We start from the raw sequence: 21,924 nt of genomic DNA on the forward strand, positions 1-21,924 counted from the left end.
TTGAGGGGACCAACGCAACCACTTATTTTGCGGAGGTTGAGGACAAGAAGTTCGTGAAGTGTGCGAGGAGGAAATAGAACAATACGAATCCGAACAGAACTGCTGAGATGAGGATTGCCCCAATCACTGACCCACTTCCCAGATACACGATGATTGAGAATCCGATCCCAAGCGTCCCAAAGACCAGGAGCCCAGCGAGTAGAACTGAAATAGAGGTTTTCGAGAGTGGTGAGCGAGCAGGAGTTGCGTTCTCGGTCGCAAGAAGGGACGCCATCTGGGGGAGGATGTCAGTCGGAATCATGAGAACCCTGTCGACGAGCACATCGTCATCTCGCTGGAAGGTAAGTACATTGTAGCTTCGGTTGCCAATGACTAGCTGTCTTCTCTTTCGTATTGAATCTAAAGCAATCTCATGGTGTGTGTGGGTGACGAAGCTAAGCGTCTGTTCGTGAGGATCGATCGAGCCTTGTGAGCTAAGGAGTCCTGCCAGCCAGAAAGACGTGAAGCACAGCACAAAAAACGCGATATGAATCGATATTCCCCATTGAAAAAGCGCTCCCAAACTTACCGTTGCAAGTACGGTCGAAACGCCGAACAAGATCGGGTTCATCACCTTGCGAAATTCTGTGAGTATCCAATGGGTTGGTGAGTGCCGAAGGGCAAGTATGGTCCTTGTAAGGAGGAGTGAAAATAGAACGCCAATTAAAGCGCCAATCGCAAGGATTTCAGGAGAAAATACACCTATCGTGAGAATATTCACTCCTAATACAATCAGATATGCCGGGAGCAAACCACTTGCAACGTACAGTAGTCCCCGTACAAGTAGCGACTCCTTCGGGCCCACTTTCCACGAATACATCGTCGTCCGTATTCGTCCTCTACTATCGGTTTGAAGATATACGTTCCTCTGACGACTGAGCTACGTTCTCTAAACCAAACGGCCCTGTTCTGAGCTATCCGGGTTGGAACAGTCAGTGAAACGCTAGCGATGGAATCCGGGTTACCCGTCAAAGATAACACAACAGCGACTGGCTCTCATTGAACTGACTCTGTTCTATCCCGGGATGACTATCTCGCCAGAGGTGGACTCCAAGGACTATCCACGCGAGCCCGTAGAGAGATATCCCACCACCAATCACGGGTGTTACAACGGCATTGAACAAAGGATCGGTCGGTAGTGCGAGTGCGAACAAGAACGCGATCCAGCGAGGGAGCCCTCGAACGATTCGTAGACGATATGCAAGAAGGATTGATCCAATCCCAATAAACAACAGACCGATGAGGGCAGGAATACCGATTGCAAAGGTAGCGGCGACATTGCCGGTGGAGATGGTCGCGTACCAGAGTGCGACGATTGCTAACAGCCCGAAGCCGCTTATCAGCGGGGCTATGTCGACACGCGAGATATCGTGTTTATTCTGGGACCAAATTCCGTAGACTGCCAGCGCGAGAAGGATAGGGATGATTGCAAGGGTCTTCATGTAGAACGGGAACAGGTCGTCAAGGAAGGGAACTAGCGCCCAGAGTGTCCCCCCGATCATACCGATCACCCCTGCAATTCGATTCGTATCGGCCATATATAGCGCACAATCTACATTGTCAAGTACGTTCACCCTCAGTGACACCAATCAAAAACACCCTCTCTGACAGAAGTGATCGGTGGATCCACTAGCTTAGCACACGAGCGTTCCAGCACGAGTGATACTGTCAGGACTGGTTTGCCCCACGTGTCGATGATGTTTCTCTCGATAATCCACCCCTGATCACTGGGTGCTCTCATTTACTTCAGCGCTTGTGACGGGATCTTGTTATCACAGAACGGTGGTATGCTACTGAGAACTTAAGCCAAATACAGTCAATTAGCTAACAGAACGCCGCGAAGCACTGTACCTCACCCAATGGTATCCGATTCACCAAACACCGAAACACGCACTCTGACCGAGTCGAGTCAGACCTCTCCCGAGTGGCGACGCACCTACGCCATCGGCCTGTGCATGGGCATCGCCGACGCCCTCCCCGGGGTTTCAGGCGGCACCGTCGCCCTCATCGCCGGCATTTACGAACGCCTCATCACCGCCATCAGCAGCCTCTCTCTAACCCATTTTCACACGCTCCTTCAACCACATACGCAGCGCGAGGGGGTTTTCAACAGAATTCGTGCGCTCGCTGACGAGGTGGATGCCGGCTTCGTCCTCGTGCTCGGTGCGGGGATGGCCACCGCCATCGTCGTGGTGACTCGCCTCGTCCATCACGCAAGCGAGGCGTATCCTGCGCTCTTATACGGGTTCTTTTTCGGCCTCATCGCCGCCTCCGCACTCATCTTGCTTCGAACCCTTCGCATCCAAACACCAGTGCAGGCCGCTGCGGGTGGACTCGGATTTATCCTCGCCTTTATGCTGTCGGGGACGCCCGCGCTGTTGGGTGGTGGCGGGCTGGGAACGGTGTTCATCGCGGGAGCAGTCGCCGTGAGTGCGATGATACTCCCCGGCATCTCTGGGTCCTTGCTACTGGTGATACTGGGTCAGTACACGCGGATGGCGACCAGTCTGAGCGGGTTCATCGATGCACTAATTGCGGTCTTGTTGGGCGGGTCGCTTGCTCGTCTGACCGAACCCGGAGTTGAGGTCCTCGTGTTCGTGCTTGGTGGGTTCACTGGATTGGTGTCTGTCTCTCGATTGATTCGGTGGGCGTTGGCCGCCCATCGTCGAGGGACACTGGCGTTTCTCGTGATGATGGTCGTTGGGGCGCTCAGAGCACCGGTTGCGCGCGTGGCTGAGACGGTTGGCTTTTCGCCTGCGATCGGCGTAGTGTTCGTGGGGTCTGCTGTGGTCGGTGTCGGTATCGTTCTGGTGCTCGATTGGTACGTGGTCGACCTCGATTTCGACTCACTCTAGCGTGATTTGTTGCTTGGGATAGGATTCTGGTCTGAAGTACCAGGCGAAGACTAATCGAGACCCAATTGAAGAGTTGTGATGACCTTTTCACCCATCTTTTTCTGTGGAGGGATACGCTCTAAATTCATCGCTTAGGCCCTACTCTGAGTGATTGTGGAGAGAGCGCCTTAGTATCACGATGTCAATTCAAATCGTTGCTAAAGGCTCAGAGTGGACGCCCACAGCTTGACGTCCTTATGTCCTTTATCGCTATAGTCGGTGCCACAATCGGGTTCCACTACCCTTATTTTTGAAGCAAATACGTCGAACTGACGATTTCCACAGATACCCATACAAGTGAATAGCAATGTGTGACACCGGAAAAGTCGGGGTGAATACCGCTCAAACTGATTATACTATCAATCCCAACACGTGCTTTCCAGAAAATATTTGTTGGCTGCTTTATGATTCTTTGTACCTATGAATCGGCGTACTCTCCTCGGCACTGCCGCAGGAATTCCAGCCATCGCAGGCTGTCTCTCGCTAGTCGATTCATCAGACGTGAAAGCCCACAAACGACTCGAAGTGACAAACAGGACAAAGAACACTGCGACCATTACGATTACAATTTCCGAGGCCAATTCAGCTCAAGATGGTGCCGTTTTTGAGGCAGAAAACACACTTGACCCCGGCCAAGTTGAAGTGTTTGATACTGATCTCTTGATAGACGAGACCTATGCGATTTCTGCATCCACAACTGGTGGTCTCGATGGGTCTGAAGAACTCACGATGTGTGACTGTATTCTTGTCATGACCATCTATGAGGGTAACATCGATATCGGCTTCGCGGCGTACTGAGTATGCGTAAACGTTCCGATTATTTGAGTTTCTAACCCAAAGTAGCGCGGTAGTCCTTGAAAAATTGTTCGTCAGCTCATCAAGAACCAAGAGTTTTGGTTGCCCACAAGGCATGGATTACTCGACTGGCTGCTATCCTATTCGGTCTGCTCAGGTAGAGAAAGACGGTGAACTCTCGTCCCAAATGGACATGTGGCGCATTCGTCCGCTCACGATACTGGTGAAAGCAGTTCCATGAATCGCTGTCGACTGGCTCATTCATACGATCGACAGGCTTCCTGAACGTTAGATACAGACGATACACGAGCCGATAGGTGAATCCGCGCTGATCGCTGAATCAGTAGCTATTGAATGTGGTGTTTGTATCGAAGACACTCAGGCGAGTACTCCCCACAGCACGAGACCCGCACCGGTAATAAGAAAGAACACCCCGAGTACACGGTAGGAGTACTCACCTTCTTCAGTCAGTCCATCGCCTTCTGGATGAAACGGCCAGTGACGTCTCCGAAAGGCGGTTTGGGGGGTTGCATAGAATGTCCAGCCAACCCACAGCGCAAATATCCCCACCACAAGTGACAGATAGGAAACCATACACTGTGTTTCAACTACAGCGAGAAATACGTTCCTTTGAAAACAGGGACTGTTCGAAGTGGTCAATCCACACTCTGTCTCGAACGATTCGACTGGGTCAACCGTGCTGACTCGCCCCTGACCAGCGTGCATATTATGCAGCATGACCGCTGTTGCCTCCCTGACTGCTGTCAGACGGCACGCACGGAACCTACAGGGTGTCGTGGCAAGCAATCGTTGTTTGTTCTAGGTGTCGGATGCGAACTGCGTGGTGTCTGGATGAGTGTCCCCGTTATTTTACTGAGTTTACTAGCTTCCAAAGGACGCCAATTACGCCAGTGACGACACTCACCATCGACCCATAGTGCACTACGTCCGAGAATGAATCCACACACTCGACAACGCCTCCAGTCTCATTTTCAGCCATTTGTTGGCAGTTTCGTATATCCTGCTGGTTCCACACGCCGACAAAAAGACCTCCAGCAATTAAGAGCAGAAACAGCACTAGCCAGCCGTTACGCAGAAACACGTCAAATGACATACTAGTAGTGGACCCAACCAAGAAAAGTACGTTTCGGTAATCAAGGGTTCTATCCGTCGCACCGAATCGGGGAAGCGATCTGTGACTAATACACACATCGATTCACTGGAACCGAGCTACGTGAGCTAGCGCCGACGGCGGCTCTCACAGAAAGACGAGATTATTCCTTTGAAGATTCGAGTCCGTACTCTCGTACATCGTATTCCCCATCCCAATCTCACTCGCTTTCGCGAGCGATAGGCTGTCCGTTACTAATAGGTCACCGCCATATACCGTATAAAAACCCGACACCATTCTATTAAACCTTAATGTTAAATCACCGCAAAACATTCATGCTTCATTACCAATAATAGAGCATGAATCAGCAAGAAAGTCGAAAAGAAGGAGTGCTTCTCATCTTTCTCATTGTTCTGGGTGCGGTGGACATCACAGTCAACCTAATTGCCTCGCAGAGAATTGCTGGTTCGTTTATTACCCAACTGCTCGTAGTAGGACTACTCGCGCTCGCAATAGAAGTACTCTATCGCCATGGGAGAGGAGCGTGGACCATTTTGGCAGCCAGTTTACTTGGTATCGGTGCCGTGAGTGATGCGTTAGTGACCTTCATTGGAGTCCCTGGTCTAGTAGAGTTTGTCCCCAAGCTACTGTGGAGTCTCGGCTTGCTGATTACACTGCATTCACGACGAGGAGGAACTGCTCCAGTGAAGATTGCTGACGCATCATAGCCACGAACTTTTCCGAAGGTGCGTACGGTATCACTCACACCCGCCGTCGCGAGCGATAGGCTGTCCGTTACTAATAGTCTTGGCCGGCTTACATGACGAGTGGCTCGGCCCAGACACTCCCGCACGAACCCGAAGACGCTCCGCTGGGCGTTGCTCGCCACGGCGATATTTACAGCGGTCGGTGGGCTTGCCGCCGCTGCTCTGACGAGGACACCGATTTTCACTATCTTCTACGGCGGCTTCGGCCTTCCAACCCGCGAGTTTCCCCTGCTTGCTGGACTCGCCGCGGGACTCGTCGGCGGAACCAGCTGGTGGCTGCTCTTTGAGCGACCCGGGCACTTGACCCGCGAGCGCGGCGGCCTCGTCGGGCTGATAACCGGCGTGCTGGTCCACCCCGTCGCCTGGGTGTTCATCCTCGCCCTTGACGCCATCCGAACGGGAGTCTGGGACGCGGAAGGCAATCTCCTGATATACCAGGTATTCATCATCTGGGGGCTGGGCCTAGTCGGCGGGTTCACCGTGATCATGGGTGTGTTCGCGAGCCTCCTCGTCCTCGTCGCACGCGAGCGACTGAGCAAGGACGTCGTTACCGGACGGAGCCTGCTCGTCGTCGGACTTGGCGCGGTTGTCGGAGGCTGGATCGCAGTCACGGTCATCGTGATTCTCGGTTCGCTCTTTCTGGTGGTGGTCGGCGGTGGGTTGCTGGCTGCGGGCGTCACCGTCGTGGCGCTTCGGCGACTCCCCGTGGTCAGAACGTTTCTCGGGTGGTGTTATCGGGTCGATCCCGAGGAGTCGGTGCAGGTGGGGGCTTCGTTTCGGCGGCGGCACGCCGTGGTTCTCAGTGTCGGCGTGATTGGATTCCTTCTGGGAGCGCTGGGGTATGCGTCGCTGGTGGTGACGTTCTGTAGCGAGGTGCTCGTGGAGATAACCCAGCAACCGATGGGGGCGCTGTACGTCTGTCGGTGGGAGTCCCGGTTCACGTTTTATCCGGTGTTTTTCGTCCTGACGAGTACATCCGTCCTGCTGGTGCTGAACCGCGTGGCCACTGGGTTTGCCCCCCGGCAGTCGATTCGTCGCGCCGTAGTCGAATGGGTTGTCTTTTTCGCGTTAGTATCGGCCAGTTACACTGTCGCGTTCGTGGTTCTGGGGCTGTAGATTCCGATTAAAGCAAGATTTACACGTCTGGGATTCAGCAAGTCGGGCACGTTTTCAGTCGTACCCATCCTATTTTGTAGGTTCAGGTTTCGACAAGGGGAATGTTCGTATTGTTGGGCCGTTTAGATGTCAGTATGGAACGTCGTCTGGTGGTGAAATCGATTGGGGTGGGTCTCACGCTCTCAGCGGGGTGTATCTCTTCTGCCACACCCGGCACCTCCAACCAGAACCCCACAGAAAAGCGTGTCAGCGTGGCCGGCGTTGCTGCCGTGCCCTCGGAGACAGGTGTGGAGTTTTCGATCGCGGTTGAACGAGCGGAAATCACCGCGCAAGCCCCCGCGCGCCTCAAGACAGTGATGACGAACGTGGGAGAGAGCGAGGTCAGCATTCAGCTGCCGTACTACAAAGGGGCGAGTTCGTGGGCGGGAGCGCCAGGCCTTCTCTTGTATTCATTTTCAGCACCAGACAGTCCTTCACCCAATTACTCTCCAGAGTGTTTTACACGACCAGAACTCGGCGAGCAAACGGGAGAGTTGGCGTGGACGACTGAAGAAACGCCGACACAGACGCTTGCCCCGGGTGAAACGTACACCGACCAACTCATCGTGGTGGATGACTGGACAGCACAGGGGTGTTTCCCTGTCGGAACCTATCGGTTCAAGTCACAGCATACAATTCGTGGTGAACACTTCACGTGGGGATTCACGCTCCAGGTTTCAGAACTGGATCGGTAATTCTCCACGCCTATTGAAAGCGGGTGGATTCACAGCTCACTCGTACAGGATGGTTCGGGAGGTCTCCGAGAGAAACACTCGAGGAAGATTCCAGAGTGACGATATTACTGATCGATTCCATCAACATTAATTCTGAGTTGCACTTCAAACTCTTTGTCATCAAATTTCACTCGATCACGAGCCGTGTACGTTCCCTTCGGATAGCCAGCCAGAGAGGGCGCAAACGTGAGAATGGCGTACTCCTCACAGAGGCGATCCCCTGCCGTGACCTTCCACAGTTTCCCAACTTCGATTTGTAGCGCTGACAGACCCATTGGCCAGCTCTTCCCGATTGGCTGGTCTGGAATCACATGCTGTTCGTCGTTCAACCGAGGCGGGAAGATCATCACTCGTTTCGTCTCGTCGTCGTTCCACGCGGAATAGCGATTGAACGGAGCGGTATAGCCGTAGTACAGCGTCGTGGGGGTATCTCCGAGGTATGTCAAGCAGACCGTGACGAGCGGTGGACTCGTTGCTGTGGGGGCGCTCGACGCTTCGACGGTGAGTTCGAGGGCGTCTGTCGGCGGGTAAATCTCCGTCGAATACGTTATCATACAATCAGTTCGCGCCCAGCCAATAGGGTTGTTTCGCCCGTTACACCACTAAGTGCTCAACTGGCCATTCTTCGGTCCGAAAGCCTGAGTGCAGCCGCTGAGTCACCGGAAAACCCATAGAGTAGGCAGTCAACTAACATGAAATGGTCTCTGGGTGGCTGAGGGGTGGTGCTCTCATCCTTGGGATAGCCTGCCTCGTCTTTGCCGGAACCGGCGTGTACGGGCTGGCAACAGCGCCACCCGCCGGGGCGAGCTATGCAATAGCAACGGTCGAACCAGTTGAGGACACACCTCCTACGACGAAGGTCATCACGTACAGTCAGCTCCCACCAGCTGCACAGGCATCGTTTGACGGCGCTCAACAGGATGGGACGGTGGTCGCAGTCTATGAATCAGAAGACCCGGAGGCGGTTCGGAGCATCCTTGCCCATCGCTACGTGCAAAAGGATGGGAGGTACTTCGAGTATTCAGTCATCCACGGCGACAACACGTACCCCCGGAGTCACACCGTGCTTGTCCTCACCCTCTCCGGGCTATCTGGACTGGTGCTGGTCAGCTACGGGCTCGAGAAACGGGATGGGGATTGATACATTGAATTGATTGGGTAGGGAAGGGGGTTGGGGTCTTTCAATTCTATCAACCGATTCCCGGTTCACTTCGTTTTCCGTCAGCATGGCCACCGATATCTACTCTCTTCCTGCGTTATTGAGAGCACTGTTCAACTCGTAGAGTTCCCGAACGACGTTACTGTTGGCGACTCGGTACCGGCGGGGAGACGTGTTCGGGACCTCCTCGATGAGTTCGACTTCAAGGAGGAGGTCGGTGTAGTTACCGACGGTCTGGCGCGTGACGCCAGCGTGCTCCGCGAATTCAGTTTTGTTGAACTCGCGGTTCGGCGGCAGATCAAGCAGCGCGTCTACGAGGATCGGAATGGCGTCGTGCTGCGTCAGGTAGAGCCACCCACTCGGATGCTCCTTCCGGAGTTCCTTTTTCTGACCGCGGTCGCCGTCCACGTGCTCAATGCTCATACAGGGGTTCAGACTCTGCGTGTGTATAAGAGTTTCCACTACTGTTAACGACCATTAACAGCCTTTATGTGGAAGTGACTTCATGCTTCGATTATGGATAAGCCGTCGGTGAAATGTGCCCTCTTGGCGACGATGATAGCGAAACACAAGTGGGGCACACCGATTACGGAGGAGGCGCTCCTCAATCTCTCGGCAATCAATGGCGACTATCCGACTGCACGTGAGGTCTACGCCGACCTCCGAAGTGAGCCCTACATCACCTACCGCGGGAAACGCGGCATTGAACTTGACAAGAGCCACTTCGACAAACTCGCTGATGTCCTCTACTACGAGTGCGGATGGGAATCTTGGGAGATTGCCAGTCGGCTCAAACACTACGAGGGAATCCAAAACCACGACTGGGCGTAAAAAGGGGAAACGTATATTATCAAATTGACACATTTATTGGTGTATGGTCTCCGTTCACTCTCGTCGATCCCTTCTCAAGCTCGGTGTAGCAGTCGGTATCGGTGGGTTTGCCGGCTGTACGTCGATGTTTGAGAAACCCCCTGAGCTTCGAATCCGTAACCTGACTTCCGAGAAACGATCGATCACCGTCCAACTCACCAGCGCGATAACCGGGAACACGTACATTGACGATGAATTCCGCATTCCACCAGGCGGCCCGCATATCACCGCCAAAGAAGTGTTCCCGTCAACTGGAGACTACGACATCTGCGCTGCCACGGACGGCATCTCCGAGCAGTGTGAAACCTGGATTGTCGAACAAGACAACCCCGAATATCACATTACTCTGAACCCATCCTCTGAGGAGGCAGACCTCCACTTCACAATGGGTCGATTCGACCAAGAATAGTGTTCGTCACACGCACGTCGAAACGAGTACGTGACCCCGTAATTGATTTCGCCCCCGCTCACGTTCAGTGATCGACACGCGCTCTATACAGCACAGCCTCGAAAAATCAGCAGCGGGTGGGGGTCACAATCAACCCAACACGCCAGCAGACAGTCTACGCACTGATTCGTTGCTCACGCCGACGTCCCGTGGTGAGACTTGGCGTTTGCCGTGTCGGAGTCGATGGGAAACGTAATCGAGAGATCGATCGCCTCGGCCCCATCGCGAAGAATCGGACGCTTGCTGTTTCCCGCTGTCGTGAATTCGATAACACCGAGCGCTTCGAGTTCTTTGAGGTTCCGGTGGACCTCTTTGTAATCGCGATTGACGAGTCGAGCTGTCTCTCGGATACTTTTCGGGCGCTCACTGGCGATGACATCCAGAAGCTGGAGGTTCAACCGACGCATGAGTCGTTCGACGTCGTCGAGATCCTCAAAATTGAGGATGAACGCTGCCTCCTGTTCGTCGAACGCTTTTCCAGCTTCCGCCCGACGGAGTCGCTCGTGAGCGGCTCGCTGATTATTCTCGCGCTGTCCATATGTGATTTTGAGTGTGTTCGTGGTCATGGGAGGTCCTGGATTTCCTTTAAGAACCGGTCACGGAGTGTCATCATTCCGGGGAACTCGATTTCTTCGATGCCGCCGGTCGTGTGGCGTTCGTGGCGCCCGGGTGTCTGGTTCTCGTTGTCGTAGCGGAGAATGACGCCCTGGCCATCGAGAAACCCGTAGTGAAGGGCGTATCGGTACCCGCTGGGATACTGTGGGTCGTCAGTTCGGTAGATTTTCCGGCGAATGACCGTGTTGCTCGTCCTGTCTTCGGTGTTCTCGATGACCTGGAACGTCATTCCTCACTCTATGGTATGGACCCCATCAAAATAAGACTATGGGAAACACCCCATCAAAGATGAGCAGGTATCCTAGAGTTCTGTGACCGACGTGCGCTCTGAATTACAGCACGACCTCGGAAACCGACCCAGTCACTGCCAGAAGCGGCGTACGAGAGGCAGAGGGTATGTTCATCGAAGGTGAACTCTGTAGCCTGTCATATCTACAAAAGACGGCTCACAATCATCGGTAACGTTCTTTTCAACGAACCGCATCCCTACTGCAGGTTCACACTGAAACCGTTCGATTGGAATATCGATCATATAGTCACATGGAAACCCGGCAAAAACCTGCGGACGCATATGACTGGGTGACCTAATTTTTGCGGTCGTTCAATGATTTGATCACACCTCTCGAGGTTTTAGAGTCTATGTGGTGTCAGTCTTCGGTGTTCCGATACTGTTGTTCCCATCGCTCACGAGCATCAATCTCACGCCGCCCGCGTCGAGTAACCGCATAGTAGTTCGTCCGCCCATTGTGTTCGCCCTTCTCGACGAGGCCTTTCTCGACGAGCGTGTCGAGGTTCGGGTACAGCCGCCCGTAGTGGAATCCGTCTCGTAGTACGTTTCGAGTTCTTCTTTGACGGCGAGGCCATAGGGATTGTCGTTCCCAGCGACGACGTGCAGCAGGTCGCGTTGGAACCCGGTCAGATCGTGCATTGGTGTGGTGGTGGTACGCAAAGACGCAAACCTCTATTGGCCCACCGATCCCTGCTGGCACCACTCCCGTCGATTCGCGCACTGGAGCACCTTGGTCGTGAATGGGACGATTCATCGCTAGCGCACGTTGCCGCTGGCTATTTTCACCGGACCGTCTTGCACACCGACCGAGGCGGCACGCCCGCCCCCGTGCCAGGACAATCGGACAAACTCGGGTTCCGACCACCACCTCGACGGTATGCCGTCGAGAGAACGAGTCGGATACCGACACAAAACAACCAGATAACTCCGAGTCAGCGGGGTAGAACCACCAGAACCCACCGCCGGATAGGAGTAACGGAACGTGGTACTCCCTCACACGTCGGTGTGCAAACCCTAAGAGAACACAGCACCGCCTGTTGGTGGGCGTGGGAAGCCCCGTCGTTTACGACAGGGAGGACGTCACAATGCGCCCGGTGTTCAAACGCGACAACAAGCGTGCGTCGAACGTGGTGGATGAGTGTCCATCCAGGAGGAGTGGGACACTCCGAATCACCCGTCAAGGAAAGTCACCTGCAGAGTCTGGAACTGCTATGCCCACGTCGGGTGCAAGTTCCGACGCAGGAACAGGAAGCTCCCACCTCAACAAGTGAGGGTTGGGTAAGCCCGAACGCGATAGGTGGGAGTAGTTCACAACTCTGCCTCCCATATAACTCGACCAATTGCTTGTGTAGGCTTGTATATCCGTCTGTGTCACAAGTACTGATCACTGACCAGTAAATGCAGCCAACGTCTCTTCAGTGACCCCAGATCGAGAATGAATCGTAACAAAATCGCTTACCTTGATTAGGGTCTGTCCCGTTGGCGTAACTGTTCCTTCATCACGATTGATTCGGACGACCAGCACATCCGAGGGAATGAGTCCCTCTTCGTTTGCTTCTTGAAGTGTTTTCCCAGCGATTGGGGCCTGCTCTCTAACAAGAACCTCGACAACATCGGCATCTCCGGCGAGGCCAGCAACTCCTGTGACAGGAGATGCCAGTTTTTCGTCTCGAGGACCGAAGGAGGCATAGGGGCGGAAATACTCTCGATGAACCAAATCTTCGTCGTCGATTTCGATACCGAGAGATGTGATTCCCTGTGCGATTCGCGTGAGATCATCAGTATCCATCCCGACGACTGTTATCCGAAGATCGCCTTTTCCGGACATAATTTCTCGGACGTTGATCACACCTGGAACATCGAGAACGCGCTGGGCCATCTCCTCTCGGTCGCGGTTTCCCGTACTACAGACGTATTGGTTTGTAAGACGTCCATCTACTTTCTGATAATTGATGTCTGCATGATATCCTCGTATTATCCCTGCTTCCTCAAGTCGACGAATTCGATTCCGTACGGTCGGTGCTGAGACGTCGACCTGCGCAGCAATATCGGGTGCAGACGTGTGGCGAGCTTCTTTCGACAGATAATACAAGATTTGCTCATCTATTGTATCGATTTGAAGAGTCATATTTATAGTTGGAAATTGATCGCGTGGGTGCTTTTAAGTTGCTATATCGGGTTCGATTACACTCCTACTCTCTTTGCGTAACTTAATCTGGAGAGTATCGCTGGACACACTATAAACTGGCAATAGACAGGCCAGCACCAGGGTTAAACGAATAGAAAAAAATATAGTGGAAATATTCGCTATCGTTTGAAAATACGGTGATTATTTATCTATTCGCGATATGAGTCCGTGTATGACTTCAGGATTCCCCCTCATTCCAACTTTACTGGACAGTTCAGAAAGCACGGCTATCCATCAACTTTCGCTCTCGGTATCGAATGTGTCTCAGTCCTCCGGGTGGCGTTTCTGGGGTTATTCACCCTCTGACCCAAGCGATCGCTATACTTCGGTGAGGTGGTGAAATATGGGTGACAAAGATGAGAGCGCAGTGTCACCGAATACCCTCTCCGATGCACTCATTCAGCGGATTGATTCGCTAGCGCTCTCTGAGTTGAAATCCGTGCTTTCGTACGTTGAGCACCGTATCGAAACTCTTCGAGCCTCAATCGTAGAGGAAATTGAAACAACGGCTACCGGAGCAGTTCTCAACATAGAAGATTACGGCGCATACGCGCTCGTACGGAAGCATCCACCTAATCTGAATGAGTCCGGTGTGGATACGGACCGTGTATCACTCTATCATGTTCGCCGAGAGCAGCAGATGGACGGCGCAGACGTCCTGCACTGGGCGTATCTCGGAGATGTGCAAAACGCCGAGCAAATTCAGTGTACGTCCTGTGGTGGCATTCTCGACAAGGAAGCAACTGTCTGTCCGCATTGTGGTGCTGAGAATATGGACAATACTGAGTCGGAGAGCTAACCTATGTCAAAAACACTTACAAAACACCTTGTTGTCCCGGTTGCAAACGAAGAGGATGCCCGTCAAACGGCGCGGATACTTGATACCTATGAATACGGTCAAATAACTGTTATTCACGTCGTCGAGAAAGGAGAGGGAGTACCAGACAAGTTACCACTCGAACAAGCAGAACAACGCGCATCGGAGACGTTTGGTGCGTTTCGTGGATTCATCCCGGAGATAGACACGAAAACTGCATACAGCAGAAACGTCGTTGCTGCGATTCTCGAAGTCGCGGCCGACGTGGATGCCAGTGCTATCGCATTTCACCCTCGAGGAGGGAATCGGCTCGTCCAGTTCTTATCCGGTGATACAGCGCTCAAGCTGATTACGGACGCAGACCGTCCGGTCATCGCATTCCCAGAAGGGACTGATAACGAATGATAGCCAACTTGGTCAAAATATGCACACTCAAAGCGACGCGCATGACGGAGGAAGTTCCTGATGAGTGAGGCCGAGCAAGAGCTCGCCCGTGACCTTGGCTTCCTCGAAGCCTACACCATAGGTCTGGGAACGATGATCGGGGCCGGAATTTTTGTCCTGCCGAGCATCGCCGCTGAGCAGGCAGGGCCCGCCAGTATGATCTCATTCTTTGTTGGGGGTCTGGTTTCGCTATTGGCAGCTCTTTCCCTGTCAGAGTTGGCGACTGGTATGCCAAAGGCTGGTGGCAGCTACTACTACGTCAATCGCGCGCTTGGACCATTTTTCGGGAGTGTCGTCGGGTGGGGGATGTGGGCAGGGTTAACTTTCGCTTCAGCCTTCTACATGATCGGGTTCGGCCAGTACCTCCTCCCAGGACTCGGACAGTTTGTCGGCATCCTTGCTGGCTGGGGTCAAATTGGAATTACTGTCGCGGCGCTCGTGATGGCCGCGCTCTTGACCGGTGTCAACTACTATGGCGTCAAGGAAACCGGTGCTCTCCAGAACGTCATCGTCCTTTCACTCGTTGCGCTCATTCTCACATTTCTCGGATTGGGCATCTTTAGTGGTCCGACCATCGGAGAGTTCAACCCGAACGGATGGCCAGCAGTTGCAGCGACAATCGGAACGGTCTACGTTTCGTTCATCGGGTTTGAAGTTATCGCAACTAGTGCTGAGGAAATCAAGAATCCGAGTCGGAACCTCCCGCTCGCAATGATCGCGGCTGTGGTGACGCCGACGCTGATGTACGTTGGGGTGATGTTCGTCTCGACAGGCACACTCTCGATTGAAGCCCTCTCAGCATCCCAGATTCCGGTTTCCGACGTTGCGACAGAATTCATGGGGTCGATCGGGGCGTTGGTGATGATTGTCGGGGCCGTCCTTGCGACAGTATCGAGTGCGAACGCAAGCATCCTTTCGGCCGCTCGGGTCAACTTCGCCATGGGCCGTGACCGTATTCTCGTCAACTGGCTCAACGAAGTCCATGGTAGGTTCCGGACGCCGTACCGGGCGATTACAGTCACTGGAATCATCACCCTCGTACTGATCGCAATTGGGGTTGGAATCGGCACGCTTGCTGAGGTCGCGAGTTTCATGTATCTGGTGACGTACGCCCTCGTTCACGTTGCTGTCGTTGTGTTACGTCGAGCGAACCCGGAAGCATATAATCCAGCCTTCAGAATCCCGAGCGTCCTGTACCCCATCGTGCCAATCGTGGGGTTCGTGGCCTGTCTTGTGATTCTTGTCCAGATGACGTTCATCGTCCAAGCTATTGGCGCTGTTATTATGGTCTTCGGCGTGTTCTGGTATCTCTTCTATGCACGCGAGCGAGCGCTTAGTGAGAGCCTTGTCGGCGAAGCTATTGCTCCCGAACCAGCTGCGGTGGCGAACGGTGACGGACGATATCGCGTCGTCGTTCCGGTCGCAAATCCGGAAACTGAACGGGACCTCCTCCGAATGGCGGCGGCGAGCGCGCATGCTCACGAAAGTAATCGTGCTGAGGTAATTGCTGTGAACGTCATCGAAGTCCCGCGCCAAACGTCACTTTCCCAGGACCTTACCTTCGAAGAGGAGCGAGTTGAACGGCAACGGGAATTGTTGAGGTCCGCTCGGAATATCGCCACTGACCTCGATATTGGGCTCCGAACGCGGGCGATTGTCGGCCGCAATGCCGGGTCTATCATCCTCGACGTGATAAAAGAAGAAAACGCCGATCATGTCTTGCTTGGGTGGCAAGGCACTCGAAGCCGGCGTGAACACGTTCTTGGGTCGACGATCGATCCCGTCATCGGACGTGCCCCATGTGACGCGACCCTCGTGAAACTCGGGCCCGAAGACGGACGCGGTGAAGGGGATGTTATGGTGCTTGCTGGTGAAGGTCCACACGCACCGGTTGCTGCCCAACGTGCTGCTGAATTCGTCGCTGCGGCTGACGAGGCATCCCTGACTCTCCTCAACGTACAGTCACCAGAAAGTGATAGTGACAGAGGTCACTCGCCGACTGAGCGTGGTGAAGCAGTGATTGCCAACTTAGTTGAACGCGCTGGCATCGAATACATGACGTACGATTCCACGGTGATAGTGGCTGAAGACACTGAACAAGCCATTATCGAGGCTGCCCTGGAGTACGACACCGTCTGTGTCGGTGCGACGCGAGTGGGAGCGATTTCGCAGGCAGTGTTCGGCTCGCTCCCGGAAAAAATCGGTGCAGAACTCGCTCAAACTGTTGTGATGGCGCGCGGGGAAGAGGAATCTCCAATGTCAATTCGTGAAGCCCTGCTGCGGAGACTGGAGGTCTAACAACAATGTACATTATCATCATCGGCGCTGGAGATATCGGGACACCGCTTATCGATATTGCGACGCGGTCTGGAAACGAAGTCGTCGTCATTGAGCGCGATGAAAAACGCGCGAATCGAGCTGCAGATCAGTTCGACTGCTTGGTACTGCACGCCGATGCCACAACAAAAGACACTTTAGAGGATGCCGGTGCGGGACGGGCCGATGCACTCATCTCCACAACAGATCAGGACGCAACGAACGTGATGACTTGTCTGCTCGCAAAACAGTTCGAAATTCCTGCGATACTCTCGGTCGTACACAACCCAGAGCACATGGGGTTATTCGAACAGATCGGCGTAAACACGATGGAGAACCCACAACAGCTAATCGCCGATTACCTATATCGAGCAGTGGCACGGCCAGCGATTGTGGACTATATGCGCATTGGTGATGAGGCTGAAGTCTTCGAAATTACAGTCACAGAGAATGCACCTATCGCAGGGAAAACGCTTCAGGAAGCCGCACAGACAGGACTCCTCACCGATGATATGCTCGTCGTGGCGATTGAACGCGAAGAGAATGACCACCCGATCACCCCTCGCGGGAATACGATAATCAAGGAAGGAGATCTTCTAACTGTGTATTCTGGAGTCGGCGCTGATCCCAAGATCACGGACATCTTCGGTCATTATGAAGACCACTGAATGAGCAGACTATGCTAAAACCTAGTACAACCGTTAGCGGTCTGATCGCGCACGCGGAACACGTATGAACGGATCCATCCCCACAGTCGGACGGGACCTCGGTCGCATCTTAGAGGCACTTGGTGGACTGATGCTCGTATCGCTCGCCGTCCCGCTCGTCTGGGGAGAGTATTATGCGCTCCCAGCGCTTCTCATCTCGGCCGTTATCCCGTTGGGAATTGGTCGAGTAATGTATCGACAATTCCGGGAAGCCGAAGCTCCGGGTCGACTCCACGGAATGATTGTCGCTGCATTGGGATGGTTTTCAGTGGGCGTTTTCGGCTCACTTCCATTCCTACTAATCGCGTGGAGCGTTCAGCTTGGTATTCCGGGCTTTGCTCCTGCGCAGACAGCGACGCTTGCAGCGTTCACTGATCCACTTAATGCCATTTTCGAGAGTATGAGTGGATTCACTGGGACGGGGCTGACCATGACCGACAATGAGGAAGTCCTGCCACGCACGCTTCAGTGGTGGCGGACGTTTACCGAATGGGTCGGCGGTGTCGGTGTTATCGTTTTGACGACGGCGATTCTCTCGCGTCCTGGCAGCGGCTCGCTGACACTGTATGAAAGTGAGGCTCGCTCTGAGAAGATTCACCCGAGCATCGTCTCGACCGTCCGAACCATCTGGTGGATCTTCATCTTGTTCACGTTTGTCTCTATTCTCGCACTGTGGCTGGCTGGAATGCCGATTTGGGGCGCGATCAATCACGCGATGACTGGCCTCTCGACCGGTGGCTTCTCGATCACAGATAACTCGATTGCGACCTACGACAGCGCCCTAATCGACTTCGTCTTAGTTCCAATTATGCTGCTTGGGAGTATCGCGTTCCCAGTACACTATCTTATCCTGCAGGGTGATCTCCGAAACTTCTACTCGGACCTTCAGACGCGATGGGTGTTTGGCTATATGGGTCTTGGGTCAGCCGTCTTGTGGGGATTCCTGTACTTCGGTGGTCCCTATGAGACTCTGTTTGGTGCCCTGCGATACGGCCTGTTCCAGTTCGTCTCAGCTGCTACCTGTACAGGGTTCCAAACGGCTGTCGATTCAACCAACGTCGCCCTTGGAAAGTGGCCGTCATACGCCCAACTTACAGTCACATTCGGGATGGTCGTCGGTGGTGCAGCAGGATCTACCGCGGGTGGTATCAAGCTTATTCGTGGATTGACGCTTGCGAAGGGGATCCGGTATCACATCGCGGATGTCTTTTACCCCGAGACTGCAGTCCGGCGACTGAACATCAATGGACGTCGACTGAATGAACAAGAGGCCAGTCGTGAATTCATGGAGGCGGCTATTATCGTTGTTCTCTGGCTTACGTTCCTCGTCGTCGGTACTTTCGTCTTACTCCTTACGATTCCATCTACAGAGTACTCGCTCGCTAATGTCGTGTTTGAGGTGGCCAGCGCACAGGGTAACGTAGGACTCTCGTCGGGGATTACGGGACCAGAGTCACTTCCCACAATTGGGAAGATTACGTTACTCTTCAACATGTGGATTGGACGACTCGAAATCATTCCGGTCCTCGTAATGCTTCGAACGATTTTCAAACAGGGAGGGCTGTACTCATGAAACTGAGCGATCTCCCCGTTGTCTCCTATGTGTTTGAGGCCGGGGCGGATAACCGAGTCTTTGACTCACTACTGCTGTTTGGGCCACTCGTAATCGGGCTGGTGGTCATTCTTGGTCGAACTCTCGTAACTGAGATTCTTGCAGCCGTGTATATTGTCGTGTTCGTCGCGTATACCTTGTATCAGGGGGCTCGGCGGTGACTACGCACACGACAATCCATGAACAGTGAGCGTCCACCGCGTTCGATCCACGCTCGTATGGCAGATATCCTTGAACGCTGGCTCCGGCGGTCGGCTCTCTGGGGAACCCGTGGGATGCTCGTTAGCACCATTCTTTTTGTTAGCTATATCGTGGCTGGTTGGAGCCTTACAGTACTCGAGAGTTCATGGGCACCCTCGGAATTCCTCTCCATAGCGGGAGACCCTGGTTTCTTTCTAACAGGCACTCTCATCTCCGTGTTCGTTGTGCAGGCGACAGCGTCGCTCATTTTGTACTCCTTCCTCATCGGATTCGAAGACGATCGGTCGCAATTCGTTGTCTTGATGAGCTACATCGGACTTGGATGTGGAGCGGCTTCATTACGAGTATTTTTCCCGCCCAGTCTTGCGTTTCTGGTGAGGTGGCTCTGAACCAACACTCAATATCTGTTTTTCAGGGCGAGATAACAGAGTAACTCGCCTGCTATTTGTGGCTACCCACTAATGTCTCAATGATGACTTCCGAATCTACACCGCTTAGCGAGTCAACTCCTTGGTGGTTAAGATACGGTATGGTGGCAGGACTGGTCTGCATTCTGTTTGGGATAGTTGCTGTGTCTCTCGCCCAAAATAGCCCAGTACTGATAGATATCTCAAATATCATCGGATATCTGGGAGTAGCTCTGGTTCTCCTTTCGTTCTTCATTCATATCTCCCTTGACTGATCCACAATCTCTGTCGGGAGTTCTTCGAGCAGAAATCCCCGCGTTGTGATGAATTCGTTGTCAGAGTCCTCTTTTATTTAACCCTCCCATCAGTAGAGTCGATGTGGTGTTCGAATCATGACCGCTGGGGCCGGGATTATTCCACTCGTGGTGATCATCCTCGGGCTCGGTGTCGTCGCTCAGATTCTAGCTGACCGACTCTCGATACCGAGTGTACTCTTCTTAATTCTCGCCGGCATTGCTGTTGGACCTGAGGGTCTGAATGTAGTCGGTCTTGATTCGTTTGGTGGTCCAGAACCGCTCTCTGGTATCGTCGGTATCTCAGTCGCGATTATCGTTTTCGAGGGTGCATTTCATCTTAAAATCGACAAACTTCAGCAGGCCCCACGTGAAGTATTCCGACTAGTCACTGTCGGGGCGGTTGTCACGTTTATCGCTACTGCTACCGTTGTTCGATTTGCATTAGATGTACCGTGGGCACTCTCGTTTCTCGTTGGAGCACTTCTCATTGCAACCGGCCCAACTGTGATCACACCAATCTTGAACGTAGTTCCAGTTCGCGACCGAGTCGGAGCAGCCCTCGAAACAGAAGGAATCGTAAACGACGTCACAGCCGCGATTCTTGCTGTTGTCATCTTCGACCTCGCCGTACAGGGTGGGACGAGCCTTCCGGCTCTCCTCGAGTCGTTCGTGGCCCGACTCGGAGTCGGGCTCCTGGTTGGAGGTGTCACGGCTGCGATTATCTGGTATCTCCTCAAACATCTCGATTTGACACCCTCGAATGCGGTACAAAATGCGCGGCTGGTCGTCCTCATTGGTGCAATTGCAACGTATGGGTTCGCAGAAGCGATTGTACCGGAAGCTGGCATCGCGGCAGTTGCCTCCGCAGGTCTCCTCCTCGGGAACGCTGATCTTCCGTATGAAGACGAAATTGAGACGTTCAAGGGAGATATCACGCTAATAGTCCTTTCGTTCGTGTTTATTTCACTTGCGACCTTATTATCCTTCAGCGAACTTGCCGCGCTCGGGATTGGCGGAATCATCGTTGTCCTCGCCGTGATTCTCGTAATTCGCCCTGTTGCCGTTTTGTTCTGTACGTATGGTGGCCGATTCACGTTCCGTGAGCAAGTGTTTATGAGTGCTGTCGGCCCCCGTGGAATCATTCCAGCCAGTGTTGCGACACTGTTTGCACTCGAACTACGTGCAACAAATCCCGAGCAGGCAACTGTTCTCGTCGGGTCGGTCTTCTTAATTATTCTCACTACCGTCGTTTTTGAGGGTGGTTTTGCCCGTCATATCGCACAAGCACTTAACGTACTTCCCATGCGCGTAATCATAGTTGGCGGAGGGCGCGTCGGCCGCGGCCTCGCCGAACGACTTGAGGATCGAGGCGAAAACGTCGTCATCGTCGATAAGGATCAAGATGCCGTTGAAACAGCACGGAACGCTGGATTTAGCGCTCATCATGGCGATGGAACTGATACGAGCGTCCTACAGGTAGCAGGCATCGAGAATGCGAAGATCGTGGCCGCAGCGACAGCTAACGATGACGCCAACCTCCTCATTGCACAGCTCACGAACACGAACTACGATGTTGAAACGGTGATTTCCCGAGTGAACACACCGGGCAACGTGGAAGCGTTCGAGGAGCTGGGTGTTCGGGCTATCTCAGCGAATGATGCAATTGCCCACGAGATGGACAACGCTATCGAACGGCCTGCACTTTCGGAGTGGATGACAGAACTCGGCCGTTCCGGTGATGTTCAGGAGATTGAGGTCACAGCAGATCGGTTGGTAGGGAAGTCGATAAAGGAGCTTGATGAGTATCTTCCAGATGGAGTGCTGATTGCACTTGTCAGTCGAAGTGGGGATTCTCAGATTCCCACTCCTGAGCTCACACTCCAACGTGGTGACCATCTCACGTTTGTTGGCCGACGTGACGCGGTTCATACAGCAATCAAACAGTGTCATCCAAACCGGTAATTGAAATTGAATCGACAGGATGTTCCAGCTCTCCTCATTAGCCAGTACTGAGAACCAGTACCAACTGTCGGTCGCGCACCTTCATCGAGTACGTCATT

At 53.5% G+C, this 21,924-nt stretch carries 21 protein-coding genes and 1 pseudogene; 14 read left to right on the forward strand and 8 right to left on the reverse strand.

Annotated elements, in window-relative coordinates; genetic code table 11:
- Positions 1 to 22: 22 nt before the first annotated feature.
- Both P0648_RS08170 and P0648_RS08175 read right to left on the reverse strand, forming a co-directional pair.
- Positions 23 to 859 carry a hypothetical protein gene (locus tag P0648_RS08170; protein WP_276247767.1) on the reverse strand — a complete coding sequence of 279 codons (837 nt, stop codon included), beginning with the start codon at positions 857 to 859 and terminating at the stop codon, positions 23 to 25.
- A 148-nt stretch (positions 860 to 1,007) separates the two neighbouring features.
- Entirely contained in the window at positions 1,008 to 1,577 is a 570-nt protein-coding gene (locus P0648_RS08175) for a hypothetical protein (RefSeq protein ID WP_276247766.1), read from the reverse strand.
- 321 nt (positions 1,578 to 1,898) lie between these two features.
- Between P0648_RS08175 and P0648_RS08180 the strand changes: the two genes are divergently transcribed.
- The 5 genes from P0648_RS08180 (at position 1,899) to P0648_RS08200 (ending at position 7,456) form a co-directional block, all read left to right on the forward strand.
- Positions 1,899 to 2,894, forward strand: coding sequence for a DUF368 domain-containing protein (locus P0648_RS08180; RefSeq protein WP_276247765.1), 996 nt, complete (start codon positions 1,899 to 1,901; stop codon positions 2,892 to 2,894).
- Positions 2,895 to 3,353: 459 nt separating this feature from the next.
- Positions 3,354 to 3,731 carry a hypothetical protein gene (locus P0648_RS08185; RefSeq protein WP_276247764.1) on the forward strand — a complete coding sequence of 126 codons (378 nt, stop codon included), beginning with the start codon at positions 3,354 to 3,356 and terminating at the stop codon, positions 3,729 to 3,731.
- Between the two features lie 1,467 nt (positions 3,732 to 5,198).
- Entirely contained in the window at positions 5,199 to 5,567 is a 369-nt protein-coding gene (locus tag P0648_RS08190) for a hypothetical protein (RefSeq protein WP_276247763.1), read from the forward strand.
- Positions 5,568 to 5,666: 99 nt separating this feature from the next.
- Positions 5,667 to 6,722 carry a hypothetical protein gene (locus P0648_RS08195; protein WP_276247762.1) on the forward strand — a complete coding sequence of 352 codons (1,056 nt, stop codon included), beginning with the start codon at positions 5,667 to 5,669 and terminating at the stop codon, positions 6,720 to 6,722.
- A gap of 134 nt (positions 6,723 to 6,856) precedes the next feature.
- Positions 6,857 to 7,456 (forward strand): hypothetical protein, encoded by a 600-nt coding sequence (locus tag P0648_RS08200; protein ID WP_276247761.1) that lies wholly within the window; start codon positions 6,857 to 6,859, stop codon positions 7,454 to 7,456.
- Between the two features lie 104 nt (positions 7,457 to 7,560).
- Here P0648_RS08200 and P0648_RS08205 read toward each other — a convergent pair whose 3' ends face one another.
- Complete coding sequence (locus P0648_RS08205; RefSeq protein ID WP_276247760.1) at positions 7,561 to 8,049, reverse strand: hypothetical protein; 489 nt, start codon at positions 8,047 to 8,049, stop codon at positions 7,561 to 7,563.
- A 143-nt stretch (positions 8,050 to 8,192) separates the two neighbouring features.
- Here P0648_RS08205 and P0648_RS08210 point away from each other — a divergent pair, with 143 nt between their 5' ends.
- Positions 8,193 to 8,636, forward strand: a complete 444-nt coding sequence (locus P0648_RS08210) for a hypothetical protein (RefSeq protein ID WP_276247759.1) — start codon at positions 8,193 to 8,195, stop codon at positions 8,634 to 8,636.
- Positions 8,637 to 8,735: 99 nt separating this feature from the next.
- On the opposite strand, the gene P0648_RS08215 is transcribed toward P0648_RS08210, so the two are convergent.
- On the reverse strand, positions 8,736 to 9,077 hold the full coding sequence (locus tag P0648_RS08215; RefSeq protein WP_276247758.1) for a hypothetical protein: 342 nt from the start codon (positions 9,075 to 9,077) through the stop codon (positions 8,736 to 8,738).
- A gap of 93 nt (positions 9,078 to 9,170) precedes the next feature.
- Between P0648_RS08215 and P0648_RS08220 the strand changes: the two genes are divergently transcribed.
- Positions 9,171 to 9,485: a hypothetical protein gene (locus tag P0648_RS08220; RefSeq protein WP_276247757.1), complete on the forward strand. Its 315-nt coding sequence runs from the start codon at positions 9,171 to 9,173 to the stop codon at positions 9,483 to 9,485.
- Positions 9,486 to 9,528: 43 nt separating this feature from the next.
- A complete protein-coding gene (locus P0648_RS08225) occupies positions 9,529 to 9,933 on the forward strand; it encodes a hypothetical protein (RefSeq protein ID WP_276247756.1) in 405 nt (134 codons plus the stop codon).
- Positions 9,934 to 10,106: 173 nt separating this feature from the next.
- On the opposite strand, the gene P0648_RS08230 is transcribed toward P0648_RS08225, so the two are convergent.
- The 4 genes and pseudogenes from P0648_RS08230 to P0648_RS08245 all read right to left on the reverse strand — a co-directional run bounded on the left by P0648_RS08230 (position 10,107) and on the right by P0648_RS08245 (position 13,004).
- Complete coding sequence (locus P0648_RS08230; protein ID WP_276247755.1) at positions 10,107 to 10,538, reverse strand: transcriptional regulator; 432 nt, start codon at positions 10,536 to 10,538, stop codon at positions 10,107 to 10,109.
- On the reverse strand, positions 10,535 to 10,816 hold the full coding sequence (locus tag P0648_RS08235) for a DUF6516 family protein (protein ID WP_277503494.1): 282 nt from the start codon (positions 10,814 to 10,816) through the stop codon (positions 10,535 to 10,537). The genes P0648_RS08230 and P0648_RS08235 overlap by 4 nt, the downstream gene beginning before the upstream one ends.
- Before the next feature lie 418 nt (positions 10,817 to 11,234).
- A pseudogene (locus tag P0648_RS08240) lies at positions 11,235 to 11,515 on the reverse strand (helix-turn-helix transcriptional regulator).
- A gap of 745 nt (positions 11,516 to 12,260) precedes the next feature.
- Positions 12,261 to 13,004: an Lrp/AsnC family transcriptional regulator gene (locus P0648_RS08245; protein WP_277503495.1), complete on the reverse strand. Its 744-nt coding sequence runs from the start codon at positions 13,002 to 13,004 to the stop codon at positions 12,261 to 12,263.
- A 403-nt stretch (positions 13,005 to 13,407) separates the two neighbouring features.
- Between P0648_RS08245 and P0648_RS08250 the strand changes: the two genes are divergently transcribed.
- The 6 genes from P0648_RS08250 to P0648_RS08275 all read left to right on the forward strand — a co-directional run bounded on the left by P0648_RS08250 (position 13,408) and on the right by P0648_RS08275 (position 21,826).
- Positions 13,408 to 13,863 carry a zinc ribbon domain-containing protein gene (locus tag P0648_RS08250; protein WP_277503496.1) on the forward strand — a complete coding sequence of 152 codons (456 nt, stop codon included), beginning with the start codon at positions 13,408 to 13,410 and terminating at the stop codon, positions 13,861 to 13,863.
- 3 nt (positions 13,864 to 13,866) lie between these two features.
- On the forward strand, positions 13,867 to 14,286 hold the full coding sequence (locus P0648_RS08255) for a universal stress protein (protein ID WP_277503497.1): 420 nt from the start codon (positions 13,867 to 13,869) through the stop codon (positions 14,284 to 14,286).
- A 60-nt stretch (positions 14,287 to 14,346) separates the two neighbouring features.
- Positions 14,347 to 16,623, forward strand: a complete 2,277-nt coding sequence (locus P0648_RS08260) for an amino acid permease (protein WP_277503498.1) — start codon at positions 14,347 to 14,349, stop codon at positions 16,621 to 16,623.
- 5 nt (positions 16,624 to 16,628) lie between these two features.
- Positions 16,629 to 17,309 carry a TrkA family potassium uptake protein gene (locus P0648_RS08265; RefSeq protein WP_277503500.1) on the forward strand — a complete coding sequence of 227 codons (681 nt, stop codon included), beginning with the start codon at positions 16,629 to 16,631 and terminating at the stop codon, positions 17,307 to 17,309.
- A 64-nt stretch (positions 17,310 to 17,373) separates the two neighbouring features.
- Positions 17,374 to 18,921 carry a TrkH family potassium uptake protein gene (locus tag P0648_RS08270; protein ID WP_277503502.1) on the forward strand — a complete coding sequence of 516 codons (1,548 nt, stop codon included), beginning with the start codon at positions 17,374 to 17,376 and terminating at the stop codon, positions 18,919 to 18,921.
- 1,039 nt (positions 18,922 to 19,960) lie between these two features.
- Positions 19,961 to 21,826, forward strand: coding sequence for a cation:proton antiporter (locus tag P0648_RS08275; protein ID WP_277503504.1), 1,866 nt, complete (start codon positions 19,961 to 19,963; stop codon positions 21,824 to 21,826).
- Positions 21,827 to 21,924: the final 98 nt, after the last annotated feature.

Source organism: Haladaptatus sp. DYSN1 (genome assembly GCF_029489995.1).
Lineage (GTDB): Archaea > Halobacteriota > Halobacteria > Halobacteriales > Halococcaceae > QDMS2.